Origin of the sequence: Mycolicibacterium tokaiense, from assembly GCF_010725885.1 — a bacterium.
Classification (GTDB): Bacteria; Actinomycetota; Actinomycetes; order Mycobacteriales; family Mycobacteriaceae; genus Mycobacterium; species Mycobacterium tokaiense.
Window position 1 is genome coordinate 1440698 of the sequence record NZ_AP022600.1, and the last position, 24711, is coordinate 1465408.

Consider the following 24711-nt stretch of genomic DNA (forward strand, 5'->3'; position numbering starts at 1 on the left):
GCTCATGCAGCTCCTACACAAACCATCTGACACGCCCCTGCGCGAAGCCGAAGCCGCCGAGGAGGAAAAGCTCTGGGTCTATGACCCCTGGGCCGGAGCCCGAGATGAAGTTGCCGCCGCCTTGGCGTTGAGCCCCCGCCGGGCCTCCGGGCAGCTGCGCCTGGCCGAAGCCCTCGCCGTGCGACTCCCGAAGGTCGCCGCCCTCTTGGATGCCGGGGTGATCAACGCCCGCGTCGCTGCCAGCATCGTCTACCGCACCGCCCTGGTCACCCCCGCCGCCCAACCCGTCATCGACGCCGAAATCGCCGCCCGCGCCGGCAGCTACACCACCGCATCCGATACCGACGTCGAACTGGCCGTCGACGCCATCATCGACGAACACGACCCCGACGCCGTACGCCGCTACCGCGACGCCACCCACGACCTCGACGTGCAGTTCGGTAAACCCGACGACGTCACCGGCACCGCCTCGGTGTTCGGGCGGATCCTGGCCACCGACGCCGAGGTGGCCGCCCGGGTGTTGAATGCCATGGCCGACACCGTCTGCCGCGACGACCCCCGCAGCCGAGGGGAACTACGCCACGCCGGATTCGGGGCAGTGTTCCGCGGCCACGACCGCCTGGTGTGCCAATGCGGGCGCCCCGACTGTGTTGCCGCGTCGATCCCATCGAAAGTGAAGTCGATCGTGGTGCACATCCTCGCCGAAGCCGGCACCCTCGATGCCGCCCTGGCCGAAGTCGCCGCCGCCCAACACTTCCACCGCAACAGCGACCCGGCCGCACCGACGGTCGACCTCGACGCCATCGCCCGCGACGCCGACGCCGCCGCATCTGCTCGCCCAGTCGAACCGGTGACGCCGTGGCCCCGGGACGGCGCTACTCCCGACATCGGCCACGGCGACGACAGCCCGAACACCCCGCCGCCACCCGCGACCGGCTACGACGCCTACCTCGCCCCACCCACCGACGACGGTGGGGACGACGACGAGGATCCACCCTGGGCCGCACCCGGTCCCGGCACCAACACCAACGGCGACGAGCCGGACACCCTCACCAACCACGGCCATGCCACCGCGCCCACCGATGATGACGGGGACAACGACGACGAGGATCCCCCGTGGGCCGCACCCGGGCCGGGCGCACCACCCCCGCCACCGGATCACCCCGACACCGGCACCGCCGCCACCCCCAACACCGACCAGCCAGGCCCGGCCACGCCCGCCACTGAGGGGCACACCAGCGCCACCCCCGACCCCGACTCCACCGAACCCTCAGCCGCTCACACCTGCCCACCGGCAGTGAGCACCGGCGGCCACATCATCCCCACCCTGCTGCTCGCCGAACTCATCCGCACCGGCGCCACCATCCAACCCCTACCCCCACCCGCAACGGACCCCGAACCGCACTACCAGTTCTCCGACCAACTGCGCCGCTTCATCACACTGCGCGACCTACGCTGCAGCTTCCCCGGCTGCACCCGCACCGCCGAAAAACTCGACATCGACCACACCATCGCCCACGCCGACCACGGCCACACCCACCCCTCCAACGGCAAACTCCTCTGCCGCGAACACCACCTCGCCAAAACCTTCCCCACCACCGCCGGACAGTGGACCGACGAACAACTCCCCAACGGCGACATCTACTGGACCGCCCCCACCGGCCACTCCTACCTCACCGAACCCCGCAGCAGAACCCTGCTCCCCCACGCCAACCTCACCACCAGCACCACGCCCTTCATCCACCCCAACAAACGACGCCGCACCACCACACCCACCGCCCCCATGCCCACCCGACAACGCACCCGCGCCAATGACCGCGCCCAACGCATCACCACCGAACGCGAACACAACGCACTACTCCGCGCCCTCGACCACGGCCCACCCACCCGGTCGCCGTTCCGATGACCGGGTCAGACGACCACGCGCAGCGCGTCGTTCACCGTCGGCTGCAGCCCGAGCACGTCGTCGAGACCGACGATCCGCAGCGGTCGGCTGGTGACCGGACTGTCGGCCACTACGGCGAACCCGATGCGCTCCCCGACCTGTTCTCGAGCCTGCACCAGCACGGTCATCCCGGCCGAAGCGAGGAAACTGACGTTGGTCAGGTCGATGATCAATCCGCGGGGCGATTCGGCCAACACGGTGCCGATCGCAGTCCCCAGCAGCGGTGCGGTCAGCATGTCGACCACGTCGCAGACCTCCACCACGACCACGCCGTCGACCATCCGCTCATGTACGGCAAACCCGCCGGATGCCTGTTCAGTCATGTCTCTCCCGAACGCCCTGCCCGACCGCCCTCGCAGTATCTCAAGCCTCCCTGGGAACCGCCCACCACCCGGCAGAATCGCAACCATGGCAGACGTGCACCCGTTCCGCATCGACATCCCCGACTCCGCACTCGACGACCTTCAGTCGCGGCTGCGAAACACCCGATGGCCCGAGGCCGAACCGGTGGACGACTGGAATCAGGGCATCCCACTGTCGTACACCCGCGAGCTCGCCGAGTACTGGGCCAATGACTACAACTGGCGGGAACGAGAAGCCCGGCTGAACCGGTTCGCGCAGTTCACCACCGAGATCGACGGCCTCGACATCCACTTCATCCACCAGCGCTCGCCGCACCCGGATGCTTTTCCGCTGCTGATCACGCACGGCTGGCCGGGGTCCATCGTGGAGTTCCAGAAGGTGATCGAACCGCTGACCGAGGCCGGTTTCGATGTGGTGTGCCCGTCGCTGCCCGGCTACGGCTTCTCCGGTAAACCCACGGAGACGGGGTGGGGTGTGGAGCGCATCGCGACGGCCTGGGACACGCTGATGGTGCGCTTGGGCTATCAGCGATTCGGCGCGCAGGGCGGCGACTGGGGGTCGGCGGTGACCCGACAGATCGGTCGCAATATCGGCCACTGCGTGGCCATCCACACCAACATGCCGATCGGCAGTCCACCGAAGGGCGCCCTCGACAACCCCGACGAGGAGGCTCTGCGCGCGCTGTCGGCCATCGACTACTACCGCAAGTGGGACTCGGGCTACTCCAAGCAGCAGTCCACCCGGCCGCAGACCATCGGCTACGGCCTGGTGGATTCCCCGGTGGCGCAACTGGCCTGGATCGTCGAGAAGTTCTGGTCGTGGACCGACTGCGACGGCCACCCCGAGAACGTGCTCAGCCGCGACGAACTGCTGGACAACGTGATGCTCTACTGGCTGACGGCGTCGGGCGCATCATCAGCGCGGCTGTACTGGGAGAGCTTCGGCAGCTTCGGGGGCGACGCCCCGGTGACGTTGCCCACCGGGGTGGCGGCGTTCCCGAAGGAGATCCTCCAGGCACCGCGCTCGTGGTGCGAAGCCAACTATCCCAACATCATTCGCTGGACACCCATGCCGCGCGGCGGCCACTTTGCCGCCTTCGAACAGCCGCAGCTCTATGTCGAGGACGTACGGGCCTTCTTCGACACCGTCCGCGGAGACTAGACCGCTTCGACCACCGGGAGAGCGGCCCGGTGGCGCACGGCATTGAGGAAGTGTGAAGCCTCGACCGCACACCGGCGTGCGTGCGAGGTGTCCACCAGGTCGAAGGCGTGACCGGCCCGCGGGACCTCGCAGTACTCGACGGGATTGCGGGACACGGCCCGCAGCGCATCGCGGAAGGCGCGTGCCTCCCCGACCGGGATCACGACGTCGCTGTCGCCGTGGATCAGCAGAAACGGTGGCGCGTCGGCGTGGATGCGGGCCATCGGTGACGCCGCCTCGAAGACTTCCGGCTCGCGAGCTTGCTTGCGGCCCACCACAACTCGCTCCAGGAAACCTTGGAAGTTCGCCCGCGACGGGGTCGAGCGGTCTTCCCAGTCGTACCGGCCATAGATGCCCACCACGGCGTCCACCGAGGTGTCGGCGTGGTCCAGCAATTCGCCGCGGAACCTGGGATCACCGGGGGTCAGACCGGCCAGCGCGGCCAGATGCCCACCCGCCGAACAGCCGGCGATGGCGACGAAGTTCCGGTCGCCGCCGAAGCGGTCGACATTCGCCCGCGCCCATGCGATGGCGGCGTTGACATCGGCGATGTGGCGTGGCCACCGATGCACCGGTGACACGCGGTAATCCATGGTCAGGCACACCCAGCCCTGCCGGACCAGGTGATGTAGCAGAGTGTGCCCCTGCAGCACCCGCGTGCCTTGAACCCATGCGCCACCTGGGACGAACAACAGCACCGGGGCCGGTCCGTCCGGCAGATCAGGCCGGCGCCATACATCGAGCATCTGCGCGGGGTGGTCGCCGTAGCGCACCGAACCGCGATGCAGGCTGCGGCGACGCTGGCCGCTGGCGCGCAGGAAGGGTGGGACCCGGCTGCCGCGAATGGCGGCCAGGTCCACACCGGTCGCCGGGGCGGCGTCGACGGGCGCGGCGGCGGCGCTGCGTCGGTCGATGGCGGCCTTGATGGCCGGTCCGGCGTAGTGACCGCCGTACATCATCATCGCGGTGAGCCCGGCGAAGGGTTCCAGGTGCTTACCCACCACCGGCAGCGACGAGTAGAACCGGGTGGACGCCAGCACGAGATCCATGGGGTGAAGCGAGGGCAGGGCCATGGCCGTGTACCTCTCTGAGCGGCAACAGAACAAAGCGCCGCTCGGGCTGCAGCGTTGGCTGTGCTTACCCGTGCCCGACACCCGTCAAACCAGCAATTCCGCGATTGTTTGCGCCTGCTAGGGAAACGATCCCGTAACCAGTCGTAACGATGCGTTGACGATGCCGAAGCGAGACCAGAAATGGTCCACCGAGACCGTGGGCTGGTGGATGCCACCCTGTTGAGCGGCCTGATGTCGACGCTGCCCGAACGCCGCGCCCATGCGCTCCTGCACCTGCTGCACACCTCCACCGGAATCACGCGCGCCCGGTTGACGGCGGCGGACGCCCAGGGCAGGCAGGTCACCGTCGCCACCCTGGCGCGGAGCTCGGGACGCGCTGCAGACACCCTGATCCGCAGGCTGGCCGACACTTCGGGGCAGCGGATCGGTGCGCTGTACGTCGAATCCGGCCAGCACCACACACCCGCGGCTGCCGCGGTGATAGGCGAGATGACACCCTGTTTCGCAGCCGTGGCACAGGTCGCGAGCCGACGCCTGAGGCTCGGCCTGACCAGTCGCGAGACCGAGGTCCTGGCCGCCGTCGCCGAAGGCCGGACCAACGCCGAGATCGCCCGCTGCGACAGCGTGTCGGTCCGCACGGTGACCACCCATGTCGAGGCGATCTTTCGCAAGCTCGGGGTCAGCAACCGCGTGCAGGCTGCGCGGGTGGCCCTGGACTGCGGCCTGGTCGAGGCTCACAGCGCCGGCGTGGTCTCCGCCCAGGGCCTGGCTGCCTCGTAGTTGGCGGCTGCCCGCAGCACAGCGGCGTCGGCCCGGTGTCGCCCGGCGATCTGCAGTCCGACGGGTCTGCCGTCGGAGGTGAAGCCTGCGGGCACCGAGATCGCCGGGGTGGTGGTCATGTTGAACGGATACGTCAGCAACCAGCCGAGTAGCTTGCGCTGCAACGATTCCCCGTCCAGCCAGTCCGGCGCGAAGCGGTCCAGGGGGAAGGTCGGCGACGCCAGTGTCGGGCTGACCAACAGGTCATAGGTGCGCATGAAGGCGCTGAAGGTGTCCCACATGCGGCCCCGGAACGCCTCGGCGCGGCCGATCTCCATCGCCGTGAGTCGCTCGGCCTGGGCGAAGATCTCGATCAGGTTGTCGTCGACCTGCCCACCCATCGACTTCCAGTCCAGGACGTCGTACTCACACGAATATCCGGGGACCCACAGCCCTTTCCACATCGCCTCCTCGGGATCACCCCAGTCCGGCGTCGCCTCTTCGACCACCGCGCCGAGGGCCTCGAACGCGGTCACGGCTTCGGCGCACACCGCCGCCACTTCCGGGTCGACGTGCCCCAGTCCCAGGTCGGGCGACCATGCCACCCGCCAGCCGGTGATGTCGCCGGTCACCGCTGCGACGTAGTCGATCCCGTCGGGGGGCACGGTGTTGGGGTCCGAGTCGGACACCCCGGCCATCACCGAGAACATCAGCGCGGCATCGGCGACCGTTCTGGTGATGGGGCCGTGGAAGATGTGGGTGTAGTGCCGCCCGTCGAGCAGGGTGTGGGGGATGCGACCCAGTGACGGCTTGAAGCCGACCACACCGCACATCGCGGCGGGGATGCGCACCGATCCGGCACCGTCGGCCCCCTCGGCCAATGGCCCGAGCCCCGCTGCCACCGCGGCGGCAGCTCCGCCGCTGGAACCGCCCGCGGTGTGGCCGTGCTTCCAGGGGTTGTGGGTGGGCCCGTAGAGGTGGCTGTCGGTGCCGCCGTAGTAACCGAACTCCGGCGCGTTGGTCTTGCCCAGGAACAGCCCGCCGGCTTGCCGCATCCGGGTCACCACCGTCGCGTCCTGGGTGCCCAGGGTTCCGGCGAGCGGCTTCAGGCACGAGTCGAACGGCAGGCCCGCCATGGTGGTCAGGCCTTTGATGGAGAACGGCACACCGTGCAGCGGCCCGCGGGGCGTGCCCGCGTCGAGCTCGGCCTGCAGCCGGGCGGCGTCGGCCAGCACCTGCTCACGGTCGAAGTGGATGTAGGCGTTGAGCGTGGGATTGACCGCCTCGATCCGGTCGGCGAAATAGGCGCCGACCTCGGCGGGAGCCACTGCGCCGGAGCGGATGTCCGACGCGAGGACGGTGGCCGGGGTCCAGCACAACTCGGAGGCAGACATCGCGTCAGCGTAGAAGCCTCCGCACCGGCAGCACACCGGCGAAAATACGTAGGCGGCAGCTGTTGCGGCGGTGCCACACCCGGCCTTATTGTTGCGCATCACGCATTAGTTGCTTCATGCGCAACAGGAGCTCACGTATGGCCCACCCCTCAGTCGTCATCATCGGCGCCGGAATTGTCGGGACCTCACTGGCCGACGAACTGACCGCCCGCGGATGCACCGACGTCACGGTCCTGGACCGGGGACCGCTGTTCACCACCGGGGGATCGACCTCCCATGCCCCCGGCCTGGTGTTCCAGACGAACCCGTCGAAGACCATGACCGAGTTCGCGCGGTACACGGTCGAGAAGTTCGTCGGCCTCGGCGCCTTCGACCAGGTCGGGGGGCTCGAGGTGGCGACCACGCCGCAGCGGTGGACCGACCTGCACCGCAAGCTCGGCTGGGCCCGCTCCTGGGGCATTCCCGCGCGCCTGCTCGATGCTCAGGAGTGCACCCAGCTCTACCCCTTGCTGGACGCCGACCGCATCCTCGGTGGCTTCCACACCCCCACCGACGGGTTGGCCAGGGCCTTGGTGGCCGCCACCACCCAGGCGCAGCGCGCCTCTGAGCGCGGTGCGTCCTTCGTCGGCCATCAGGAGGTGGTGGACGTTCTCGAACGCCGCGGACGGGTGGTCGGCGTCCGTACCGCCTCAGGTGACGAATTCGACGCCGACGTGGTGGTGTCCGCCGCCGGCTTCTGGGGGGCGCAATTGGGCGCCAAGGTGGGCCTGACGGTGCCGCTGGTCCCGATGGCGCACCAGTTCGCCAAGACCGGGCAGCTGCCGGAACTGCGGGGCAACACCGAACCCGGGATGCCGATCCTGCGGCACCAGGACCAGGACCTGTACTACCGCGAATACGGCGACCGTCTGGGCATCGGCTTCTACGGCCACCGGCCGATGCCCGTCGACATGACCACGCTGCTGTCGGACACCGCGGGCGAGCCCATGCCCTCGATGCTGCCGTTCACCGACGACGACTTCCTCCCCGCCTGGAGCGCCAGTGCCGAACTGCTTCCCGCCCTGGGTGATTCGAAGTACGAAGAGGGTTTCAACGGCATCTTCTCCTTCACCCCCGACGGCTTCTCGATCATGGGCGAACACCGCGATCTGCCCGGATTCTGGGTCGCCGAGGCCGTCTGGGTGACCCACTCGGCCGGCGTGGCCAAGGCCATGGCGGAGTGGATCGTCGACGGCACCCCCGGGACCGACGTCCACGAATGCGACCTCTACCGCTTCGAGGAGCCCGCCAAGAGCCCCGAATTCATCCTCGCCACCAGTTCACAGGGCTTCGTCGAGGTCTACGACATCATCCACCCCCACCAGTACCGCGCCGAGCCGCGCGAGCTGCGGGTCAGCCCGTTCTACTCCCGGCAGCAGCAACTCGGCGCGTTCTTCTTCGAAGGAGGATGCTGGGAACGGCCCGCCTGGTATCAGGCTAACGCGCCGCTGGTGGACGAACTCGCCGCTGCGGGAGTGCCTTTCCCCGAGCGCGACAGCTGGTCGGGGCAGTTCTACTCCCCCATCTCGATCGCCGAGGCGCGCTGGACCCGCGAGCATGTGGCCCTGTACGACATGACCCCGCTGACACGCTATGAGGTCAGCGGCCCCGGCGCCTGCGCCTTCCTGCAACAGCTGACCACCAACAACGTCGACAAACGGCCCGGGGCGGTCACGTACACCCTGATGCTCGACGAAACCGGCGGCATCCGCAGCGATCTCACCGTGGCCCGGTTGTCCGATGACACCTTCCAGGTGGGCGCCAACGGGCCGTTGGATCTCGACTGGATCACTCGGCACCTACCGCAAACCGGGGTCGCCGTCCGGGACATCACCGGCGGCACCTGCTGTATCGGCGTGTGGGGGCCACGCGCCCGCGACCTGGTGGCACCGCTGTGCGCGGCGGACATCTCCCACCAGGCCTTCGGCTACTTCAAGGCCATCCGCACCTTCGTCGGTTCGGTGCCCGTCACCATGATGCGGGTCTCGTACGTGGGCGAACTGGGCTGGGAAATCTACGCTTCCGCCGAGCACGGCGCCAAACTATGGGACCTGCTGTTCAGCGCCGGTGCGCCGTACCGGGCCATCGCCGCCGGCCGCATCGCGTTCAACAGCCTGCGCCTGGAGAAGGGCTACCGGGCCTGGGGCACCGACATGACCGCCGAGCACCGGCCCGCGGAAGCAGGTGTCGGCTTCGCCGTGTCGGCCAAGAAGGGCGACTTCCTGGGCAAGGCTGCCCTCGATGCCGCCGCGCCCCCGGCAAAAGCTCTGCGCAGCATCGTCTTCGACGATCCCGGCGCCGTCGTCCTGGGCAAGGAACCGGTGAGCCGCAACGGCGCGACGGTGGGCTATGTGACCAGCGCCGGTTACTCGGCCACCCTGGGCCGCAGCATCGCCTACGCCTGGCTGCCCGCCGACATCACGGTGGGGGACGCCGTCACCGTCGACTACCTCACCTCGACCTATTCCGCGGTGGTGGCCGCCGAACCGGTGGTCGATCCCGACATGAGCCTGATCCGGAGGTAACACGCCTGTGAGTGACAACAGCTACGACGTCATCGTCGTCGGGCTCGGCGGGATGGGCAGCGCCGCGGCGTATCACCTGGCCCGCCGCGGGATCCGGGTCCTGGGCCTGGAGAAGTTCACCCCCGCGCATGACAAAGGCTCCAGCCACGGCGGGTCCCGCATCATCCGCCAGTCGTACTTCGAGGACCCCGCCTACGTCCCCCTGCTGCTGCGCGCCTACGAACTGTGGGAGGAGCTGGCGGGCAACACCGGCCTGGAGGTCTACCGCCTGACCGGCGGCCTGTTCATGGGCGCAGCGGACAGCCTGACCGTGGCGGGCAGCCTGCGCGCATCGCAGGAGTGGTCACTGCCGCATGAGATGCTCACCGCCGGCGACGTTCGGCGCCGCTTCCCCACCCTGACTCCCGCCGACGGCAACGTCGCCCTGTTCGAGGCCAAGGCCGGATTCGCGCGGCCGGAGATGACCGTGCAGGCCCACCTCGACCTGGCCGCCCGCGAGGGCGCCGAGCTGCGCTTCGGCGAGGAAGTGCAGTCCTGGCAGGACGGGCCCACCGGTGTCCGGGTCACCACGGCCAACGGCACCTACACGGCGGGCCAGCTGGTGATCTGCCCCGGTGCGTGGGCGCCGGCGCTGCTGACGGACCTGGGCATCCCCATCACCATCGAACGCCAGGTGCTGTACTGGTTCCAACCAGACGGCGGCACAGCACCATTCGTCGATCACCCGATCTTCATCAGCGAGGATCCGGCCGGAATGCAGATCTACGGCTTCCCGGCCATCGACGGCCCCGACGGTGGGGTCAAGGTGGCGTTCTTCCGCAAGGGCCAGGTGTGCACACCGGAGACCATCGACCGGACCGTGCACCAGCAGGAGATCAGCGAGATGCAGGAGCGGGCCACGCAGCTGCTGCCCGCGCTGACCGGTCCCGCCGTGCACACCGCCACCTGCATGTACTCCAACACCCCCGACGAGCACTTCGTGATCACCCGACCACAGGGTTTCACCAATGTCACAGTGGCGTGCGGCTTCTCGGGACACGGCTTCAAGTTCGTCCCGGTGGTGGGTGAGGTCTTGGCCGACCTCGCCGTCACCGGTGACACCTCCCATCCCATCGGGCTCTTCGACCCCCGACGACTGGTGACCGCATGACGACCATCGATGCCCCGCTGGGCGCACCCGATCCGACGACCTTCAGCACCCCCGCACCGGGCAGCAATCTGATGCCGACCCTGGGCGGCGGATGGTATTCCGACCACACGATCTTCAGCTCGGAGCAGGAAGCCATCTTCGAACGGATGTGGTTCTGCGCGGCCCGATCAGCAGATCTGGCCACCCCCGGAGCCTTCAAGAAGGTGCAGGTGGGCCGAGAGAGCGTGCTGGTGGTGCGCGCCAAAGACGGTGCGCTGAACGGCTTCCTGAACGTCTGCCGGCACCGCGGTGCGATGCTGTGCACCGAGGAGTCAGGCACCGTCAAGCGCCACCTCCGCTGCCCGTACCACGCCTGGACCTACGGTCTGGACGGAAAGCTGTTCGCTGCACCGAATCTGGGTGCGTTGACCGACGAGGCCGGCGCCCGCATCGACCGCACCGAATACGGGTTGTTGAAGGTGGCCGTCCGGGAATGGCTCGGGTACGCCTGGGTGTGCCTGGCCGCCGACCCGCCGTCGTTCGAGCAGGAGGTGATGGGCGCGGTCACCGAGCGACTCGGTGACGCCAACGCCGTCGACAGTTACGCAGTGGCCGATCTGGCCGTCGGTCGCCGCATCGTCTACGACGTGGCTGCCAACTGGAAGCTCATCGTCGAGAACTTCATGGAGTGTTATCACTGCGCCACCATCCATCCCGAACTCACCGAGGTGCTTCCGGAGTTCGCCGACGGCCTGGCCGCCCAGTACTTCGTGGGGCACGGCGCGCTGTTCGGCGAGAACGTCCAGGGTTTCACCGTGGACGGCAGTCCCGGCCTGGACACCATTCCCGGGGTCACTTCCGAGCAGGACCGCCGCTACTACGCGATCACGGTGCGGCCCAACGTATTCATCAATCTGGTGCCCGATCACGTGATCTTCCACCGGATGTATCCGATGGCGGTGGACCGCACCGTCGTCGAATGTGACTGGCTCTACCTGCCCGACGTGGTGGCCTCCGGACGCGACCTGGACCGCTCGGTCGAGTTGTTCCACCGGGTCAACGTTCAGGACTTCGACGCCTGCGAACGCACCCAGCCTGCCATGGCCTCCAGGGCATACCGCAACGGGGGCGTGCTGGTGCCGTCGGAGCATCACATCGTCGAATTCCACCAGTGGGTGGAGGCCAGGCTCAGAGCATGACGCTTACACTGGGACCCGTCATGACCCCAGACATCGACGGCGCGCCCTCCCCAGACAAGGCCCCGGCGGCTGTCCAATCGGTGGATCGGGCGCTGATGGTGCTGGAGATCCTGGGCAAATTCGGGTCCGCCGGGGTCACCGAGATCGCCACCGAACTCGGCGTGCACAAGTCGACGGTGTCGCGGCTCGTCACGGTGCTGGAGTCCCGCGGTTTCGTCGAACAACTCTCCGAGCGGGGCAAGTACCGGTTGGGCTTCACCATCGTCCGGCTCGCCGGCTCCACCAGTGCGCAGATGGATCTGGCCAAGGAGAGCCAGCCGGTGTGTGATGAACTGGCGCAACAGAGCGGCGAGACCACCAACATCGCGATCCTCGACGGCACGCGGATCATCAACGTCGTCGAGGCGCATGGGCCCGCTGAGATCACCTTGCGGACCTGGGTGGGCCAGAACTGCCCGGCCCACGCCACCTCCAGCGGCAAGGTACTGCTGTCCGGCCTGTCGGCGACCGCGGTGCGTGAGCTGCTGGGTGAGCCGTTGCCCACCTTCACCGAGATGACGGTCGCCGACGTGGATTCCCTGGTGGCCGAACTGCAGCAGGTGCGGCAGGCCGGTTGGGCCAGTGTCCGCGAAGAACTCGAAGTGGGCCTCAACGCCGTCGCGGCGCCGGTACGCGACAGCACCGGCAAGATCGTTGCCGCTCTGAGTGTTTCGGGCCCCGCGTACCGGCTGGGGGCCGACCGGTTCGAGGAGGTCGCGGCCATGACCACGCTGGCCGCGCGACGGATCAGCCTGCGCCTGGGCTTCGTCGGCTGATCCGCCATGCTCAGCGTCTTCGAGCTCTTCAAAGTCGGTATCGGACCGTCGAGTTCGCACACCGTCGGGCCGATGCGTGCGGCCACGCGGTTCGTCGACTGGCTGGCCGGCCGGTCCCGGCTCACAGACACGGTGTCGCTTCAGGTGGAGCTGTTCGGGTCACTGGGGGCCACCGGCGTCGGTCACGGCACCGTCGACGCGGTGGTGCTCGGACTACTGGGGCAGCGTCCCGAGACCGTGGACCCCGACACCATCCCCGCACTGCTGTCCGCCGTCGACGACCGCGGAACGCTCACCCTGCCCGGTGACCACACCATCGACTTCATTCCGGCCCGCGACATCCGATTGCACGCGGGGCAGCGGCTCGAGCATCACACCAACGGCATGCGCTTCACCGCACTCGACGACGGTGGCAGCACGGTCGGCACCCGCGACTACTTCTCGGTGGGTGGCGGCTTCGTGGTCGACGAAGACGAAGTGGCCTCACCCGGTGGCAGCGTCACCGCCGCAGCACCGTACCCCTTTCGCACCGCTGCGGAGTTGCTGGCGCTGGCCGAGCGAACCGGCCGGCAGATCAGCGATCTGATGCTGGCCAACGAGTCGATCAGTCGCGGAGAAGACGACGTGCGCGCCGACCTGTTGGCGATCTGGCAGGTGATGCAGCAGTGTGTCGAGCGCGGGATGACCGGCACCGGTGTGCTGCCCGGCGCCCTGCGGGTGCGCCGGCGCGCGGCGACCCTGCGCACCACACTCGAGCGCGAGCGCGGGTCGGGCGATCCGTTGGCAGCCATGGATTGGGTTGCCCTGTACGCCCTTTCGGTCAACGAGGAGAATGCCGCCGGCGGCCGGGTGGTCACCGCGCCCACCAACGGTGCGGCCGGGATCGTGCCCGCGGTGTTGCACTACTGCCGCGACTTCCTTCCCGGGTTCGACGACCGGGCGGTGGTGCGGTTCTTGTTGACCGCGGGCGCAGTGGGCATCCTGTGCAAGACCAATGCGTCGATCTCCGGCGCCGAGGTGGGCTGCCAGGGCGAGGTGGGCTCGGCCTGCGCCATGGCGGCGGCCGGACTGGCGGAAGTACTGGGGGGCAGCCCGGCTCAGGTCGAGAACGCCGCGGAGATCGGCATCGAGCACAACCTCGGGCTGACCTGTGATCCCGTGGGCGGCCTCGTGCAGATCCCCTGCATCGAGCGCAATGCGGTGGCGTCGGTGAAGGCCATCACCGCAGCCCGGATGGCGTTGCGGGGCGACGGAACGCACCACGTCGGCCTGGACACCGCCATCAAGACCATGCGCGACACCGGAGCCGATATGGCCGAGAAGTACAAGGAGACTTCCCTGGGGGGCCTGGCGCTCAACGTCGTGGAGTGTTGACCAGATGTCCAGCAGGTCGACACGCAATGTTGTTTAATACGCAACACGTGCGCTGTACGCAACACGTCGCCGTAAGGAGCTCGTGATGTCGATCGACACGAACAAGGCCTCCACCCCAAGCCCCGACGAGGGCGCCGACCGCGACGACGCTGCGCGCCCACACCCCCTGGCGCCGCTCACCGCCAAGATCGAGCCCAAGGACCCCAACCCGGGCCGCGACTGGGTGGTCTTCGGCGTCGCGGGCATCGCTTCCCTGGCCTTCGTCGTGTGGGGGCTGGTTGACACCCCCGGGCTGTCGGCGGTCTCCGCCGGCACCAAGGACGCGGCCATCAAGGGCCTGGGCTGGTTCTTCGTCCTGGCCGCCAGCTTCTTCGTGATCTACGTGCTGTGGCTGGCCGCCAGCAAGTACGGGCGCATCCCCCTGGGATGCGACGACGAGCAACCGGAGTTCCGCACCATCTCCTGGATCGCCATGATGTTCAGCGCGGGCATGGGCATCGGGCTGATGTTCTGGGGTGTCGCCGAGCCACTGAACCACTTCGTGACGCCGCCTCCCGGCACCAGCGAGGCGCAGTCCGACGAGGCTTTCCAGACGGCCATGGCCACCACGATGTTCCACTGGGGCCTGCACCCCTGGGCCATCTACGCCGTGGTGGGCCTGGCCATCGGTTACGGCATGTACCGCAAGGGGCGGCCCGGGCTGCTGTCGTCGGCCTTCACCTCGCTGTTCGGTGACCGCGCCAACGGGCCCGCCGGCAAGGTCATCGACATCCTGGCGATCTTCGCCACCCTGTTCGGATCGGCCGCCTCGCTGGGCCTGGGCGCCCTGCAGATCGGCGACGGCCTGGAATTCAACGGGTGGGTCGGCACGGTCGGCACGCCGATCCTGGTGGCCATCATCGCGGTGCTGACCGTCGCTTTCATCCTCTCGGCGGTCTCCGGCATCGCGCGCGGCATCCAGTGGCTGTCCAATATCAACATGGTGCTGGCACTGGTGCTGGCCGTCTTCGTCTTCGTCGCCGGACCCACCCTGTTGATCCTCAACCTCATCCCCAGCGCGCTCGGCGACTACATCCGCGATTTCGTCGCGATGAGCGCACGCACCGACGCCAACGGCGACGCCGAACTCGCCGCGTGGCTGTCCGGATGGACCATCTTCTACTGGGCGTGGTGGGTGTCGTGGACGCCGTTCGTGGGCATGTTCATCGCCCGGATCAGCCGCGGGCGCACCATCCGTCAGTTCGTCACAGGGGTACTGCTGGTGCCCACCCTGGTCAGCCTGATGTGGTTCGCGATCTTCGGCGGTGCGGGAATCGACCGGCAGCGCACGGTCGGGGACATGGTGGACGCCGACGGCGCGGTCAACAGCACCGGAGCGCTGTTCCAGCTGCTCGACACCATGCCGTTGGCTGCCATCACCACCGTCCTGGTGATGATCCTGGTGGCGATCTTCTTCGTATCCGGCGCCGACGCCGCGTCCATCGTGATGGGGTCGCTGTCCGAACGCGGCTCGCACGAACCCCGCCGCGCGACGGTCGTGTTCTGGGGCTCCTTGACCGGGGCGGTGGCCGCGATCATGTTGATCATCGGTGGCGGCGGGGCCGATGCCCTGACCGGGCTGCAGAACCTGACGATCGTCGCGGCCGTGCCGTTCGTGATCGTGATGGTGCTGCTGTGTGTGGCGCTGTACAAAGACCTGCGCCACGACCGCATCGTGGTGGTCGACCGACGCAGCACCGAGTTGGTGGAGCGGGCCGTGGTGACCGGATCCGGGCACTACGGCGACAATTTCGACCTTGTGACCCGCTATCACAAACTCGACAACGGGCAGTCCAAGGAGGAGGACTAGCGGCTGGCGCCCGCGTCGTCGCCGCGGCCGTCGCAGGACACGCAGTCGGACTCGTCGAAGCCGAAGGTGCCGCAGGTGGGGCAGATGAAGTCGAGCATTGAGGGCCTCCCGAAGCCGAACCGTCACGCCCACTGTTCGGGCGTTGCTTGCCTTTACCCGACGATTGTCTCGGGGAAACCACACCCCCAGCACAACGCGAACTGCTAGTTTGCTGTGCACGTGAGGTCACATATTGCTCAAGGATGAGGGCACCTGCCGCGGCACCTCAAAGAGTCGGGATGACGCGGATCGGGCCATGACCTTCCGGGGTGGGGGTTGGCTGTGGACGATCTGCGTTTCGACAGCACCGATCTTGTTGCCACCGAAAATTTTCTGGCCAAGGCATACACCTCCCTGCGCATCAGCGGGCACGGTCAATCGACCCGGGCGCGGATCGACCGTCGGTGGCTGGGTCAGGTGAGCCTGGATTCACTGTCGTTCAGTTTCGACATGCAGTTCAACGTCCTGCCTTTGCACAAGCTGCTCATCGGCCGCGTGCACTCCGGACTCATCGAGACCCGGTTCGGCTCCGTTCGCAACGTCCTGGCCCCCGGCGACGTCGCGCTGATCGCGCCGCCGGGGGCCGCCTACTCCGGGCAGCTGACCGCGGGAGCACACGACGCGACGATGCTGGAGGTCGGCCAGTTGGACCGGGTGGCCTCGCCGAGGGACTCCGGCGGCCATGTGGTGCTCACCGGGCACCGTCCCGTCTCCCCCACCGCCGGAGCCCATCTGGGCGCCTGCGTCGGCTATCTGCGCGAGCGGGTGGTCGCCGATCCGAGCATGCGTGACTCACCCCTGGTGGCCTCCACCGCGGCCATGCACCTGGCGGCGGTGGTGCTCAACACCTTCCCCAGCAACGCTCATCTGGAGCCCACCGCCGCCGACCGCACCGGCGCCAAGGCCACCGCACTGCGGCGGGCCATCGCCTACATCGACGAGTCGGCGCATCTGGACATCTCCATCGGCGACATCGCCAAACACGTCAGCATGACCCCCCGCGGCGTGCAGTATCTATTTCGCCGCGAACTCGACTGCACCCCAATGGAATATGTCCGCCGGGTCCGACTGGAGCACGCACACGTCGAACTGCTGGGCGCCGACCCCGACACGGCATCGGTGGCGGCGATCGCCACCCGCTGGGGCTTCGCCCACAAAGGTCGCTTCGCCCGTCACTACCGCCAGACCTACGGCATGTCGCCGCACCAGACACTCAGCAGTTGACCGGCCAGGTCCTGCGATGACAAGGTATCTCGCTGATGGAAGGCAAACAGGAGCAGGCGCGGCTGGCGGTGTCGCGGCACGCCTGCGCGCTGTTCTGGGAGCACGGGGTGTCCGGCACCAGCGGTGACGACATCGCCACGGCAGCAGGGCTTTCCACTCGCACGGTGTGGCGGTACTTCCGCTCCAAGGAGAGCTGCGTCGAGCCGGTGCTGGCCAAGTCGATGCAGCGCTTCGTCGGCATGCTGGAGCGCTGGCCCGATGATTTGTCCCTGGGCCGACACCTGGCGGCCGACGCGGTGACACACCCGTTCAGCCCGGCCGACCTCGAGGACGAGCGCCGCGCCATGCGCATCGCCGCCCTGACCGACCGCGAACCCGCGCTGCGCACGTCGTACCTGATGGTGCACGACGAACTCGAGCGCGCGCTGATCCCGGTGATCGCCAAACGGCTGCGCCGCGGTGTCGAAGACCTGACGGTGCGACTGTGCGCGGCCACCGTCACCGGGGCGCTGCGCGTCATCGACGAGGACGTCAGCCGGGCGGTGATCGTGGAGAACCGCACCTTCACCACCGAGGAGATCCTGATGTTGATCGACACCGCCATCTCCGACGCCACCAACGGCCGGCTCGGCGGGCCTGTCAGCGAGGAACCTCGGGAGGCGTGATCGATCGGGGCGCAAGGCGCAGTCCGCGAACGTGTTCGGCGATCTCGGACAGACTCGCCACCCAGACGTCGCTGTGGCCCCGCACATAACGCATCAGATCGCCGAGTTCGAAGGCACGCGACGGCCGGCCCGACAGGAACGGGTGATTGGTCAGCACCCAGCAGCCGCCCACCCGGCGCAGGCCGTCGAACTCCAGTTGCCAGAGTTCGCGGGCCTTTCGGGGGCTCTCGATCAACCCGGTGCCTGACACGTCGGGCAGGAAGCAGTACTGCTCCCAGTCGTCGAGCGCCCACTGGATCGGGATCTCCACCAGCGAGCCACCGGAGTCGACGGCCAGCTCGTAAGGATGATCGGCGTCCATCAGGCTGGAGTCGTAGAGAAACCCGCGCTCGGCGAGCAACCCCGGCGTATGCCACGACAGATCCCACATCGGCGCCCGGTAGCCCACCGGCCGTACCCCGGCCACCTCGTCGAGCGCGGCCAGCCCGCGGTCCAGCGCGTCGATCTCCTCGTCCCGGGTCAGCTGCGTCGGCTGCTCGTGCAGGTAGCCGTGGTGGGCGATCTCGTGGCCGGCCGCCACCAGACTGCGGATCGCCGCCGGGTAGCGGTCGGCAGTGTGGCCCGGCACGAAGAACGTCGACCGGATCTGGTGCTCGTCCAGCAGATCCAGGATTCGCGGGATCCCCACCAGCGGCCCGTAGGCCTGGTGGCTCATCACGCTCATCCGCGCGCCCACCGCCTCATTGCCCCACAGCACCGCGGACTCGGCGTCGACGTCGAAGGTGAACGCCGCGGCGGCGCGCTTGCCGGCCGGCCAGCTGATCTCACTCATGCGTCGACCATCAGGCTGATCAGCTCATAGGCGATGTTGGCGCCGGCGACGGCGGTGACCTCGGCGTGGTCGTAGGCCGGGGCCACTTCCACCACGTCCGCCCCGACGATGTGCAGGTCGCGCATGGCCCGCAGCACGGCCACCAGCTCCCGGCTGGTCATACCGCCGATCTCCGGAGTTCCGGTGCCCGGTGCGAACGCCGGGTCCAGCACGTCGATGTCGATGGACACGTACACCGGGTGCTCACCCACCCGCTGCAGTACCCGCTCGATCACACCATCGATGCCGATCCGGTCGACATCGCGGCAGTGCACCACGGTGAAACCCAGTTCTTCGTCGTCGAGCAGGTCCTTGCGGTCGTAGAGCGAGCCGCGGATGCCGACATGCGCCGAATGGCCCTTGACCAACAGCCCCTGCTCGGCGGCCCGCCGGAACGGGGTGCCGTGGGTGCACGGCGCACCGAAGTAGGTGTCCCAGGTGTCGAGATGGGCGTCGAAGTGCACCAACGCAACCGGGCCGTGCAAATGGCTGGCCGCCTGCAGCGCCGGCAGTGCGATGGTGTGGTCGCCGCCCAGCAACACGAACCGCTGCGCGGGGTCGGTCACGATGTCGAGCACCCCCGCGCGGATCTGCTCCACCGCGACCTCGATGTCGAACGGGTTGGCCGCGATGTCACCGGCATCCACCACCTGGTTCGCGACGAACGGCGCCACCTCCAGGGCGGGGTGGTAGGGCTTCAGCAACCGTGATGCCTGCCGGATGGCCGACGGCCCGAATCGGGCGCCCGGCCGGTAAGTGACCCCGCTGTCGAAGGGGACGCCGATGACCGCCACGTCGTAGCGCTCGACATCGCGGGTCTGCGGCAGCCGCGCGAAGGTACCCAGCCCGGCGTAGCGCGGAACCTGTTGTGCGTCCACCTGTCCGATGGTGCCCGATGCTGTGCGGACATAGGGTTCGGTGCTCACATCAACCTCCTAGACACGGGTCCGGGTCGATCCGCCGTTACACGAGATCACCTGTCCCACCACTGCTTTCATCTCGAAATCGCAGAGCAACTCCACGGCTGCGGCGATCTCGTCACCGATACCGATGCGGCCCAGCGGGATGGCGGCCGCGTACTCGCGGTGCATCTGGTCCAGGCTCACCCCGGCGGCATCGGCGTCCACCCGCAGCTGCGGGGTGTCGGTCACCCCCGGCGCCACCGCGTTGACGATGATGTGTTCGGCGGCGAGCTCGCGACCCAGGGTTTTCACCAGAGCGATCAGCCCCGACTTGGCGGCTGCGTAGGCCGTGGCCGCCGGCCAGCCGGTGACACCCCACTCGCTGGTGACGACGACGACGCGGCCACCGCCGCGGGCGCGCAGGTGCGGCAGCGCCGCCTGCACCAGGAAGAAGGTGCCACCCAGGTTGGTGTCCACCACCTTCCACCAGTCGTCGGGGTCGTGCTCGAGCAGCGGCGCCATCGTCATGTAGGCGTGGTTGGCCACCAGGATGTCGAGCCCGCCGGCGGCTTGCACCACGTCGTCAGTCAGGCGGACGCATTCCTCCGGGTCGCTGACGTCGCCGACGGCGGTGTGGCCGCCGATCTCGGCGGCCAGGGCGCGCAGCCGGGGGCTGTCGGTGATGTCGTTGACGGCCACGGTGGCCCCCGCGGCTGCCAGGCGCCGCGCATGCGCGGCGCCCATCCCCTGGGCGGCGCCCGTCACCAGTGCGACTCGCCCGTGCAGGTCCGTGGTCATATCACCGCTCCCGAGTTCACGTTCACCACGTCCCCGACGCTGAAGGTGGCGTCACACACCAGGTACTCGACGCATCGTGCCACCTCGCCGGGCCGGGTCAGTCGGCGCAGCGGCAAGGTCGCCAGGTAATCGGCTGCCCGCCAGGGTGAGTCCGGGGCCAGCAGCGGGGTATCGGTGGGGCCCGGGGCCACACAGTTCACCCGGACCCCGTGGTGGGCCACCTCGGCGGCCAGGCTGCGCACGGTGCCGAGGATGGCACCTTTGGCGGCGGCGTAGTGGGCGTCGTGCTCGCCGCCGCCGACGGCCAACTCACTGGCCACCGCCACCAGCGTGCCCCGCCGGGCGATCAGGTCGGGCAGCGTCGCACGCGCGGTGTTGATCAGGCCACCGAGGTGCACACGCAGCATCCGGCGCCAGGCATCGGGAGCGATCTCGGCCACCGGCGCCATCTCGTAGTAGCCGGCAGCCGTCACCACGGCGCTGACCGGGCCGACGTCGGCGCGTACCCGGTCCACCGCGGCGGACACCGCGGCCGGGTCCGAGACGTCCACGCCCACGGCCAGATCCAGGATCGCCGGCGTGAAACCCCGGGCGGTCAGGGCTGTCACCACCGCCGCCCCGATGCCGCTGGCGCCGCCGGTGACCAGCGCTACCGGACGCTCACTCATCGGTGGGAGCCGAGATCCGAGAGCGCACGCTCACCAGGATGAGTCCGCCGAGTACGGCCAGGAAGGCAATGCCTATCCACACCGACCAGTCCAGGTAGCGCTGCTCGAAGGCCACCCTCGGCCAGGCGATGTTGAGGAACTGCAGCACCGTCCACACCGCGGCCGCCACCGCCACCGGGACCGTCAACGCACCCAGCGAGAACGACGCCGGCGTCCACCGGCGCCGCAGCACCACCACCAGGAAGCCGAGCAGCGGGAACAGGAAGGCCAGGTAGAAACCGCCCGCGGTGAAGTTGACCATGAGTGAGTACACGTCGCCGGCGACGATGCTGAGCAAGAACAGCGCGCTGCCCACCACCGTGGTCACCAGGATCGCGACCACCGGGATGCGGGCCTGGCCGCGCAGCTGCACCAGCGTGCCTGCGCCGGGCAGCGCCCCGTCGCGGGCGTAGGCCCAGATGACCCGCGACCCCGAGGTCTGCAGGGCCAGGAAGCTGGCCAGGAAGCCGATGACGAACAGCACCTCGACGGGTTTGGCGATGCCCTGGCCCAACGCGCTGGTCAGTGTCTCGGACACCGGATCCGCCACCTCACCGTCGGCCACCGCGCCGAGGTCCGGGATCGCCAGGATGATCGCCAGGCTGGAGTACGCGACCACGAGAAAGATGAAGACCAGCGAGAACAACACCGCCTTGGGCAGCTCACGTCGGGGTTCGTGCACCTCTTCGGCAATGGATCCGGCGCTCTCGAAACCCACGAAGGACCAGCCGATGAACGCCACGGCCAGCAGGAAGGGCCCACTCATCCAGGACCACAGGTCGACGTCGACGCCGCCACCGTCGAAGAGCACCGACAGTGAGTTCTGCCGGTGGAACAGCAGCAGCCAGGTGCCCAGCACCACCGAGCCGATCACCTCTGCGACGATGCTGCCGATCATGAAGATCTTCAGCGCCCGGCGCCCGATCAGGTTGACCGCCGTGCCGGCCAGCAGGATGCCCAGCGCGATCAGGGCCAGCGTCCCGCCGGACGGCTCCTCGAGCCCGGCGATGTTGGCCAGGAACCCCGCCGCACCGAGGGCCACTGTCGCCATCGCGATCACCAGCGTCCACATGTAGACCCAGCCCGCGAACCAGCCGTAGGTGGTACCGAGCAGCCGGCGTGACCACTGGTAGATCGACCCTTCCAAGGGCCAGCGCGAGACCAGGGTGGCGAACACCAACGCCACCAGGAACTGGCCGGCGAAGACCAGTGCGAAGCCCCACCAGAAGCTCGGTCCTGCGGCGGACAGGGCAAGACCGAAGATCCCGTAGAGGGCGACGATCGGCGAGATGAACGCGAACGCGAAGGCGAACGACGACCACAACGTGAACTCTCGGCGCAGCTGCTGTGGCTGCTCGACCGGACTGACCGCTGACGACATGGTCGAACTATCGCCTGAGGTTGTGCAATCACACCAGACCAGGACCGTAAGACGCCGAGATTGCACCGTCGGGAGGCCCGCAAATTGGTCGATCGCACAACGCAGCGGAGGCTCTGGTGTATCCGGGAGGTTAAACTCGGCGGATGCTCGACCCGGTGGCCCCGACCCCGCGCGACCTGCTCGAGCAGTCCGGGCTGGGACTCGAGCTGCCCGACGCCGACGCCCCCGGCCTGGACCGGCCGATCAGTTGGGCCCACACCACCGAGATGCGTGACCCGTCGCGCTACCTGCGCGGCGGTGAGCTGGTGTGCACCGTCGGGCTGAGCCTGCAGACGCCACCTGACTGTCAGACGTTCGCCGAGGCCCTGGCCCGGGCGGACGTGGCCGGCCTCTGCTTCGGGGTCGGCGACGGCCACGACGAGGTGCCCGCCGCGCTGTTGGAGCACACCCGCCGACTGGGGCTGGCGGTGCTGGTGGCGCCGCCGACGGTGCCGTTCAGTGAGGTCAGCCGCTACGTCGCCGAGTCCTGGCTGGGACCCGAGATCGCCGTGGCGCGGGCGACGAATGCGCTTGTGCCCGAGCTGGTCTCCGGGTTGCGACGGCATGAGACGCCGCGGCAGCTACTGGACACCGCCGGCCAGATCCTGGGGTGCTACTTCCTGCTGGAACCGCCCGACGGTATCGAGTGGGTGGGACGCGGAGACCCACCGGAGCCGGCTCTACTGGACGTCATCACCCGGTTCGTCCGCGCGGCGCAGGGCGAGCGCGACATCGAGGCCGCGTTGGGACGTGAGCGGGTGGGGCAACTGCTCTCGCTGGTCGAACGCCGCATGCTGCTGCCCGATGCGCTGAGCCAACTGTTGCCCTGGCCGGGTTTCGGCGCCCCCGCGATCGTCTGCTCGGCATGGCCGGCCGGTGCCGGGGCGCTGCTGTCGATGGCTTTCCCGGGCGAATTGGTGGGCGACGCGCCCGATCTGTGTCTGATGCTGGCGATCGAGCCGCCCGGCGAATTGTCGGTGCCGTCCGGGCATTCGGCCTCGGTGCCGCTGACCGAACTCGGGTCGGCCATCACCCAGGCCCGGATCGCGCTCGAGTTGGCCACCCACCGCGGCGGCCGGGTGGGCCCCGATCAGTTGAGCACGTTGGAGTCCCTGGTCGAACAGCTGCCTGCCGCGCAGCTGGCACCGTTCGCCCAGCAACTCATCGACCCGTTGGTGGACCTCGATCGCCGCCGAGGCACCCAGCACGTGCGCACACTACGGGTGTTCTTGTCGGTCAACGGATCACTGAGCGAGACCGCGAAAGCGCTGTACCTGCACACCAATACGGTGCGACACCGGCTGTCCCGGATCCAGGAGATCACCGGCCGGGACCCGCTGCAGCACAGCGATCTGACCGCGTTCGCCATCGGGTTGCAGGCCTGCGACCGCGCCGAGGGCCGGTAGGTCGGACCGCTCAGCGCGATGCGGCGAAGCTGTTGCGATACTCGCTCGGGGTGGTGCGTACCTGCCTCACGAAGTGGTGCCGGAACGTCACCACCGATTCGAATCCGACTCGGTCCGCGATCTGTTCGACCGAGAGCGACGACGACTCCAGCAGCGCCAAGCTGGCTTGGATACGCTGCTCGATCAGCCACTTGATGGGGGTGGTTCCCGTGGCCTTGGCGAACTGACGCAGATAGCTGCGCCGTGACAACGACGACTGCGCCGCCAGGTCGTCCAGGGTCAGCGGTCGGTCGAGATGCTCCAGCGCCCAGGCCATTCCGGCCGCGATGCGTCCGTCCGTGGCAGGCTCGGAAATCGGGGTCTCGATGTACTGGGCCTGCCCGCCCGAGCGGTGCGGTGCGATGACCAGCTTGCGCGCGACGTCGTTGGCCACCTGACTGCCGTGGTCGGTACGCACGATGTGCAGGCACAGGTCGATCCCTGCCGCGCATCCGGCGCTGGTCAGCACGTCGCCGCTGTCGACATAGAGCGGCGCCGGGTCCACGTCGATCTCCGGGTAGCGCTGTTGCAGTTGGTCGACGTAGAGCCAGTGGGTGGTGGCGGTGCGGCCGTCCAACACACCGGCCGCCGCCAGCGCGAAGGCCCCCGAGCAGATCGACACCAGCCGTGCGCCGCGCTCGCGGGCTGTCCGGATCGCGGCGATGACGCCGGCCGAGGGCTGCCCGGTGATGTCGGCGACACTGGGGATGATCACGGTGTCCGCGGCAGCCAACACGTCCAGACCGTGTGGTGTGCGCAGGGTGGCGCCACCGAGCATGCGCACCTCGGGCGCCTCCGCGCACATGGTCAGCGAGTACCACGGCGCCGCGATCCCGGCCGAGAACCGCTCCGGCAGTTCTGCCATCCCGAAGATCTCGGCGGCCACTCCGGACTCGAAACCCGTCATTCCGTCATAAGCGAGGATGGCCACCGAATGCATGTCACTATATTAACGAACAACGGCACCAGGGCCACT

General features: G+C 68.5%; 21 protein-coding genes. 12 read left to right on the forward strand and 9 right to left on the reverse strand.

The window, feature by feature from the left end:
* Positions 1-4 precede the first annotated feature (4 nt).
* Complete coding sequence (locus G6N58_RS31030) at positions 5-1906, forward strand: HNH endonuclease signature motif containing protein (RefSeq protein WP_115279238.1); 1902 nt, start codon at positions 5-7, stop codon at positions 1904-1906.
* A gap of 5 nt (positions 1907-1911) precedes the next feature.
* Here G6N58_RS31030 and G6N58_RS06910 read toward each other — a convergent pair whose 3' ends face one another.
* Positions 1912-2268 (reverse strand): STAS domain-containing protein, encoded by a 357-nt coding sequence (locus G6N58_RS06910; protein ID WP_083230955.1) that lies wholly within the window; start codon positions 2266-2268, stop codon positions 1912-1914.
* An 85-nt stretch (positions 2269-2353) separates the two neighbouring features.
* Here G6N58_RS06910 and G6N58_RS06915 point away from each other — a divergent pair, with 85 nt between their 5' ends.
* The gene (locus tag G6N58_RS06915; protein WP_115279237.1) at positions 2354-3469 is read left to right on the forward strand and encodes an epoxide hydrolase family protein; all 1116 of its coding nucleotides are present in this window, start codon (positions 2354-2356) and stop codon (positions 3467-3469) included.
* Here the strand turns inward: G6N58_RS06915 and G6N58_RS06920 are convergent.
* A complete protein-coding gene (locus G6N58_RS06920) occupies positions 3466-4557 on the reverse strand; it encodes an alpha/beta hydrolase fold domain-containing protein (RefSeq protein ID WP_308213266.1) in 1092 nt (363 codons plus the stop codon). The genes G6N58_RS06915 and G6N58_RS06920 overlap by 4 nt on opposite strands.
* Before the next feature lie 228 nt (positions 4558-4785).
* Here G6N58_RS06920 and G6N58_RS06925 point away from each other — a divergent pair, with 228 nt between their 5' ends.
* Positions 4786-5361 (forward strand): helix-turn-helix transcriptional regulator, encoded by a 576-nt coding sequence (locus G6N58_RS06925; RefSeq protein WP_197746396.1) that lies wholly within the window; start codon positions 4786-4788, stop codon positions 5359-5361.
* Here the strand turns inward: G6N58_RS06925 and G6N58_RS06930 are convergent.
* The gene (locus G6N58_RS06930; RefSeq protein WP_115279234.1) at positions 5316-6734 is read right to left on the reverse strand and encodes an amidase; all 1419 of its coding nucleotides are present in this window, start codon (positions 6732-6734) and stop codon (positions 5316-5318) included. The two genes, G6N58_RS06925 and G6N58_RS06930, sit on opposite strands and share 46 nt — an antisense overlap.
* A 137-nt stretch (positions 6735-6871) precedes the next feature.
* Here G6N58_RS06930 and G6N58_RS06935 point away from each other — a divergent pair, with 137 nt between their 5' ends.
* The 8 genes from G6N58_RS06935 (at position 6872) to G6N58_RS06970 (ending at position 17592) form a co-directional block, all read left to right on the forward strand.
* Complete coding sequence (locus G6N58_RS06935; RefSeq protein ID WP_115279233.1) at positions 6872-9298, forward strand: GcvT family protein; 2427 nt, start codon at positions 6872-6874, stop codon at positions 9296-9298.
* Between the two features lie 52 nt (positions 9299-9350).
* Positions 9351-10448, forward strand: coding sequence for an N-methyl-L-tryptophan oxidase (gene solA / locus G6N58_RS06940; protein ID WP_435406196.1), 1098 nt, complete (start codon positions 9351-9353; stop codon positions 10446-10448).
* Positions 10445-11626 carry an aromatic ring-hydroxylating oxygenase subunit alpha gene (locus G6N58_RS06945; protein WP_115279231.1) on the forward strand — a complete coding sequence of 394 codons (1182 nt, stop codon included), beginning with the start codon at positions 10445-10447 and terminating at the stop codon, positions 11624-11626. Before solA ends, G6N58_RS06945 begins: the two co-directional genes overlap by 4 nt.
* Positions 11623-12441 (forward strand): IclR family transcriptional regulator, encoded by an 819-nt coding sequence (locus G6N58_RS06950; RefSeq protein ID WP_435406158.1) that lies wholly within the window; start codon positions 11623-11625, stop codon positions 12439-12441. The genes G6N58_RS06945 and G6N58_RS06950 overlap by 4 nt, the downstream gene beginning before the upstream one ends.
* A gap of 6 nt (positions 12442-12447) precedes the next feature.
* A complete protein-coding gene (locus G6N58_RS06955) occupies positions 12448-13815 on the forward strand; it encodes an L-serine ammonia-lyase (protein ID WP_115279229.1) in 1368 nt (455 codons plus the stop codon).
* Between the two features lie 85 nt (positions 13816-13900).
* Positions 13901-15664, forward strand: a complete 1764-nt coding sequence (locus G6N58_RS06960) for a BCCT family transporter (protein WP_083230956.1) — start codon at positions 13901-13903, stop codon at positions 15662-15664.
* Positions 15665-15985: 321 nt separating this feature from the next.
* Positions 15986-16927, forward strand: coding sequence for a helix-turn-helix transcriptional regulator (locus tag G6N58_RS06965; RefSeq protein WP_232067762.1), 942 nt, complete (start codon positions 15986-15988; stop codon positions 16925-16927).
* A gap of 35 nt (positions 16928-16962) precedes the next feature.
* Positions 16963-17592, forward strand: coding sequence for a TetR/AcrR family transcriptional regulator (locus G6N58_RS06970; protein ID WP_115279227.1), 630 nt, complete (start codon positions 16963-16965; stop codon positions 17590-17592).
* Here the strand turns inward: G6N58_RS06970 and G6N58_RS06975 are convergent.
* Genes G6N58_RS06975 through G6N58_RS06995 form a run of 5 tightly spaced genes read right to left on the reverse strand, consistent with a single transcriptional unit; the run spans position 17567 to position 22251 of the window.
* Positions 17567-18424, reverse strand: coding sequence for a polysaccharide deacetylase family protein (locus G6N58_RS06975; RefSeq protein WP_115279226.1), 858 nt, complete (start codon positions 18422-18424; stop codon positions 17567-17569). The two genes, G6N58_RS06970 and G6N58_RS06975, sit on opposite strands and share 26 nt — an antisense overlap.
* Positions 18421-19389: an agmatinase gene (gene speB / locus G6N58_RS06980; protein ID WP_068919167.1), complete on the reverse strand. Its 969-nt coding sequence runs from the start codon at positions 19387-19389 to the stop codon at positions 18421-18423. Before speB ends, G6N58_RS06975 begins: the two co-directional genes overlap by 4 nt.
* Before the next feature lie 9 nt (positions 19390-19398).
* On the reverse strand, positions 19399-20163 hold the full coding sequence (locus G6N58_RS06985) for an SDR family NAD(P)-dependent oxidoreductase (protein ID WP_115279225.1): 765 nt from the start codon (positions 20161-20163) through the stop codon (positions 19399-19401).
* Complete coding sequence (locus tag G6N58_RS06990; RefSeq protein WP_068919169.1) at positions 20160-20831, reverse strand: SDR family NAD(P)-dependent oxidoreductase; 672 nt, start codon at positions 20829-20831, stop codon at positions 20160-20162. The genes G6N58_RS06985 and G6N58_RS06990 overlap by 4 nt, the downstream gene beginning before the upstream one ends.
* Complete coding sequence (locus tag G6N58_RS06995; RefSeq protein ID WP_068919170.1) at positions 20824-22251, reverse strand: APC family permease; 1428 nt, start codon at positions 22249-22251, stop codon at positions 20824-20826. The genes G6N58_RS06990 and G6N58_RS06995 overlap by 8 nt, the downstream gene beginning before the upstream one ends.
* A 143-nt stretch (positions 22252-22394) precedes the next feature.
* On the opposite strand from G6N58_RS06995, the gene G6N58_RS07000 reads away from it, so the two are divergent.
* Positions 22395-23696, forward strand: coding sequence for a PucR family transcriptional regulator (locus G6N58_RS07000; protein WP_068919171.1), 1302 nt, complete (start codon positions 22395-22397; stop codon positions 23694-23696).
* A gap of 10 nt (positions 23697-23706) precedes the next feature.
* On the opposite strand, the gene G6N58_RS07005 is transcribed toward G6N58_RS07000, so the two are convergent.
* Positions 23707-24675 (reverse strand): helix-turn-helix domain-containing protein, encoded by a 969-nt coding sequence (locus tag G6N58_RS07005; RefSeq protein WP_115279224.1) that lies wholly within the window; start codon positions 24673-24675, stop codon positions 23707-23709.
* Between the last annotated feature and the right edge of the window lie 36 nt (positions 24676-24711).

Coding starts and splice junctions, on each gene's coding strand:
- G6N58_RS06935 (WP_115279233.1), top strand. CDS start 6,872: ATGGCCCACCCCTCAGTCGTCATCATCGGCGCCGGAATTGTCGGGACC.
- G6N58_RS06945 (WP_115279231.1), top strand. CDS start 10,445: ATGACGACCATCGATGCCCCGCTGGGCGCACCCGATCCGACGACCTTC.
- G6N58_RS06950 (WP_435406158.1), top strand. CDS start 11,623: ATGACGCTTACACTGGGACCCGTCATGACCCCAGACATCGACGGCGCG.
- solA (WP_435406196.1), top strand. CDS start 9,351: ATGGGCAGCGCCGCGGCGTATCACCTGGCCCGCCGCGGGATCCGGGTC.
- G6N58_RS31030 (WP_115279238.1), top strand. CDS start 5: ATGCAGCTCCTACACAAACCATCTGACACGCCCCTGCGCGAAGCCGAA.
- G6N58_RS06910 (WP_083230955.1), bottom strand. CDS start 2,268: ATGACTGAACAGGCATCCGGCGGGTTTGCCGTACATGAGCGGATGGTC.
- G6N58_RS06995 (WP_068919170.1), bottom strand. CDS start 22,251: ATGTCGTCAGCGGTCAGTCCGGTCGAGCAGCCACAGCAGCTGCGCCGA.
- G6N58_RS06915 (WP_115279237.1), top strand. CDS start 2,354: ATGGCAGACGTGCACCCGTTCCGCATCGACATCCCCGACTCCGCACTC.
- G6N58_RS06990 (WP_068919169.1), bottom strand. CDS start 20,831: ATGAGTGAGCGTCCGGTAGCGCTGGTCACCGGCGGCGCCAGCGGCATC.
- G6N58_RS06975 (WP_115279226.1), bottom strand. CDS start 18,424: ATGAGTGAGATCAGCTGGCCGGCCGGCAAGCGCGCCGCCGCGGCGTTC.
- G6N58_RS06985 (WP_115279225.1), bottom strand. CDS start 20,163: ATGACCACGGACCTGCACGGGCGAGTCGCACTGGTGACGGGCGCCGCC.
- G6N58_RS07000 (WP_068919171.1), top strand. CDS start 22,395: ATGCTCGACCCGGTGGCCCCGACCCCGCGCGACCTGCTCGAGCAGTCC.
- G6N58_RS06960 (WP_083230956.1), top strand. CDS start 13,901: ATGTCGATCGACACGAACAAGGCCTCCACCCCAAGCCCCGACGAGGGC.
- G6N58_RS06970 (WP_115279227.1), top strand. CDS start 16,963: ATGGAAGGCAAACAGGAGCAGGCGCGGCTGGCGGTGTCGCGGCACGCC.
- G6N58_RS06955 (WP_115279229.1), top strand. CDS start 12,448: ATGCTCAGCGTCTTCGAGCTCTTCAAAGTCGGTATCGGACCGTCGAGT.
- G6N58_RS06930 (WP_115279234.1), bottom strand. CDS start 6,734: ATGTCTGCCTCCGAGTTGTGCTGGACCCCGGCCACCGTCCTCGCGTCG.
- G6N58_RS06920 (WP_308213266.1), bottom strand. CDS start 4,557: ATGGATCTCGTGCTGGCGTCCACCCGGTTCTACTCGTCGCTGCCGGTG.
- G6N58_RS07005 (WP_115279224.1), bottom strand. CDS start 24,675: ATGCATTCGGTGGCCATCCTCGCTTATGACGGAATGACGGGTTTCGAG.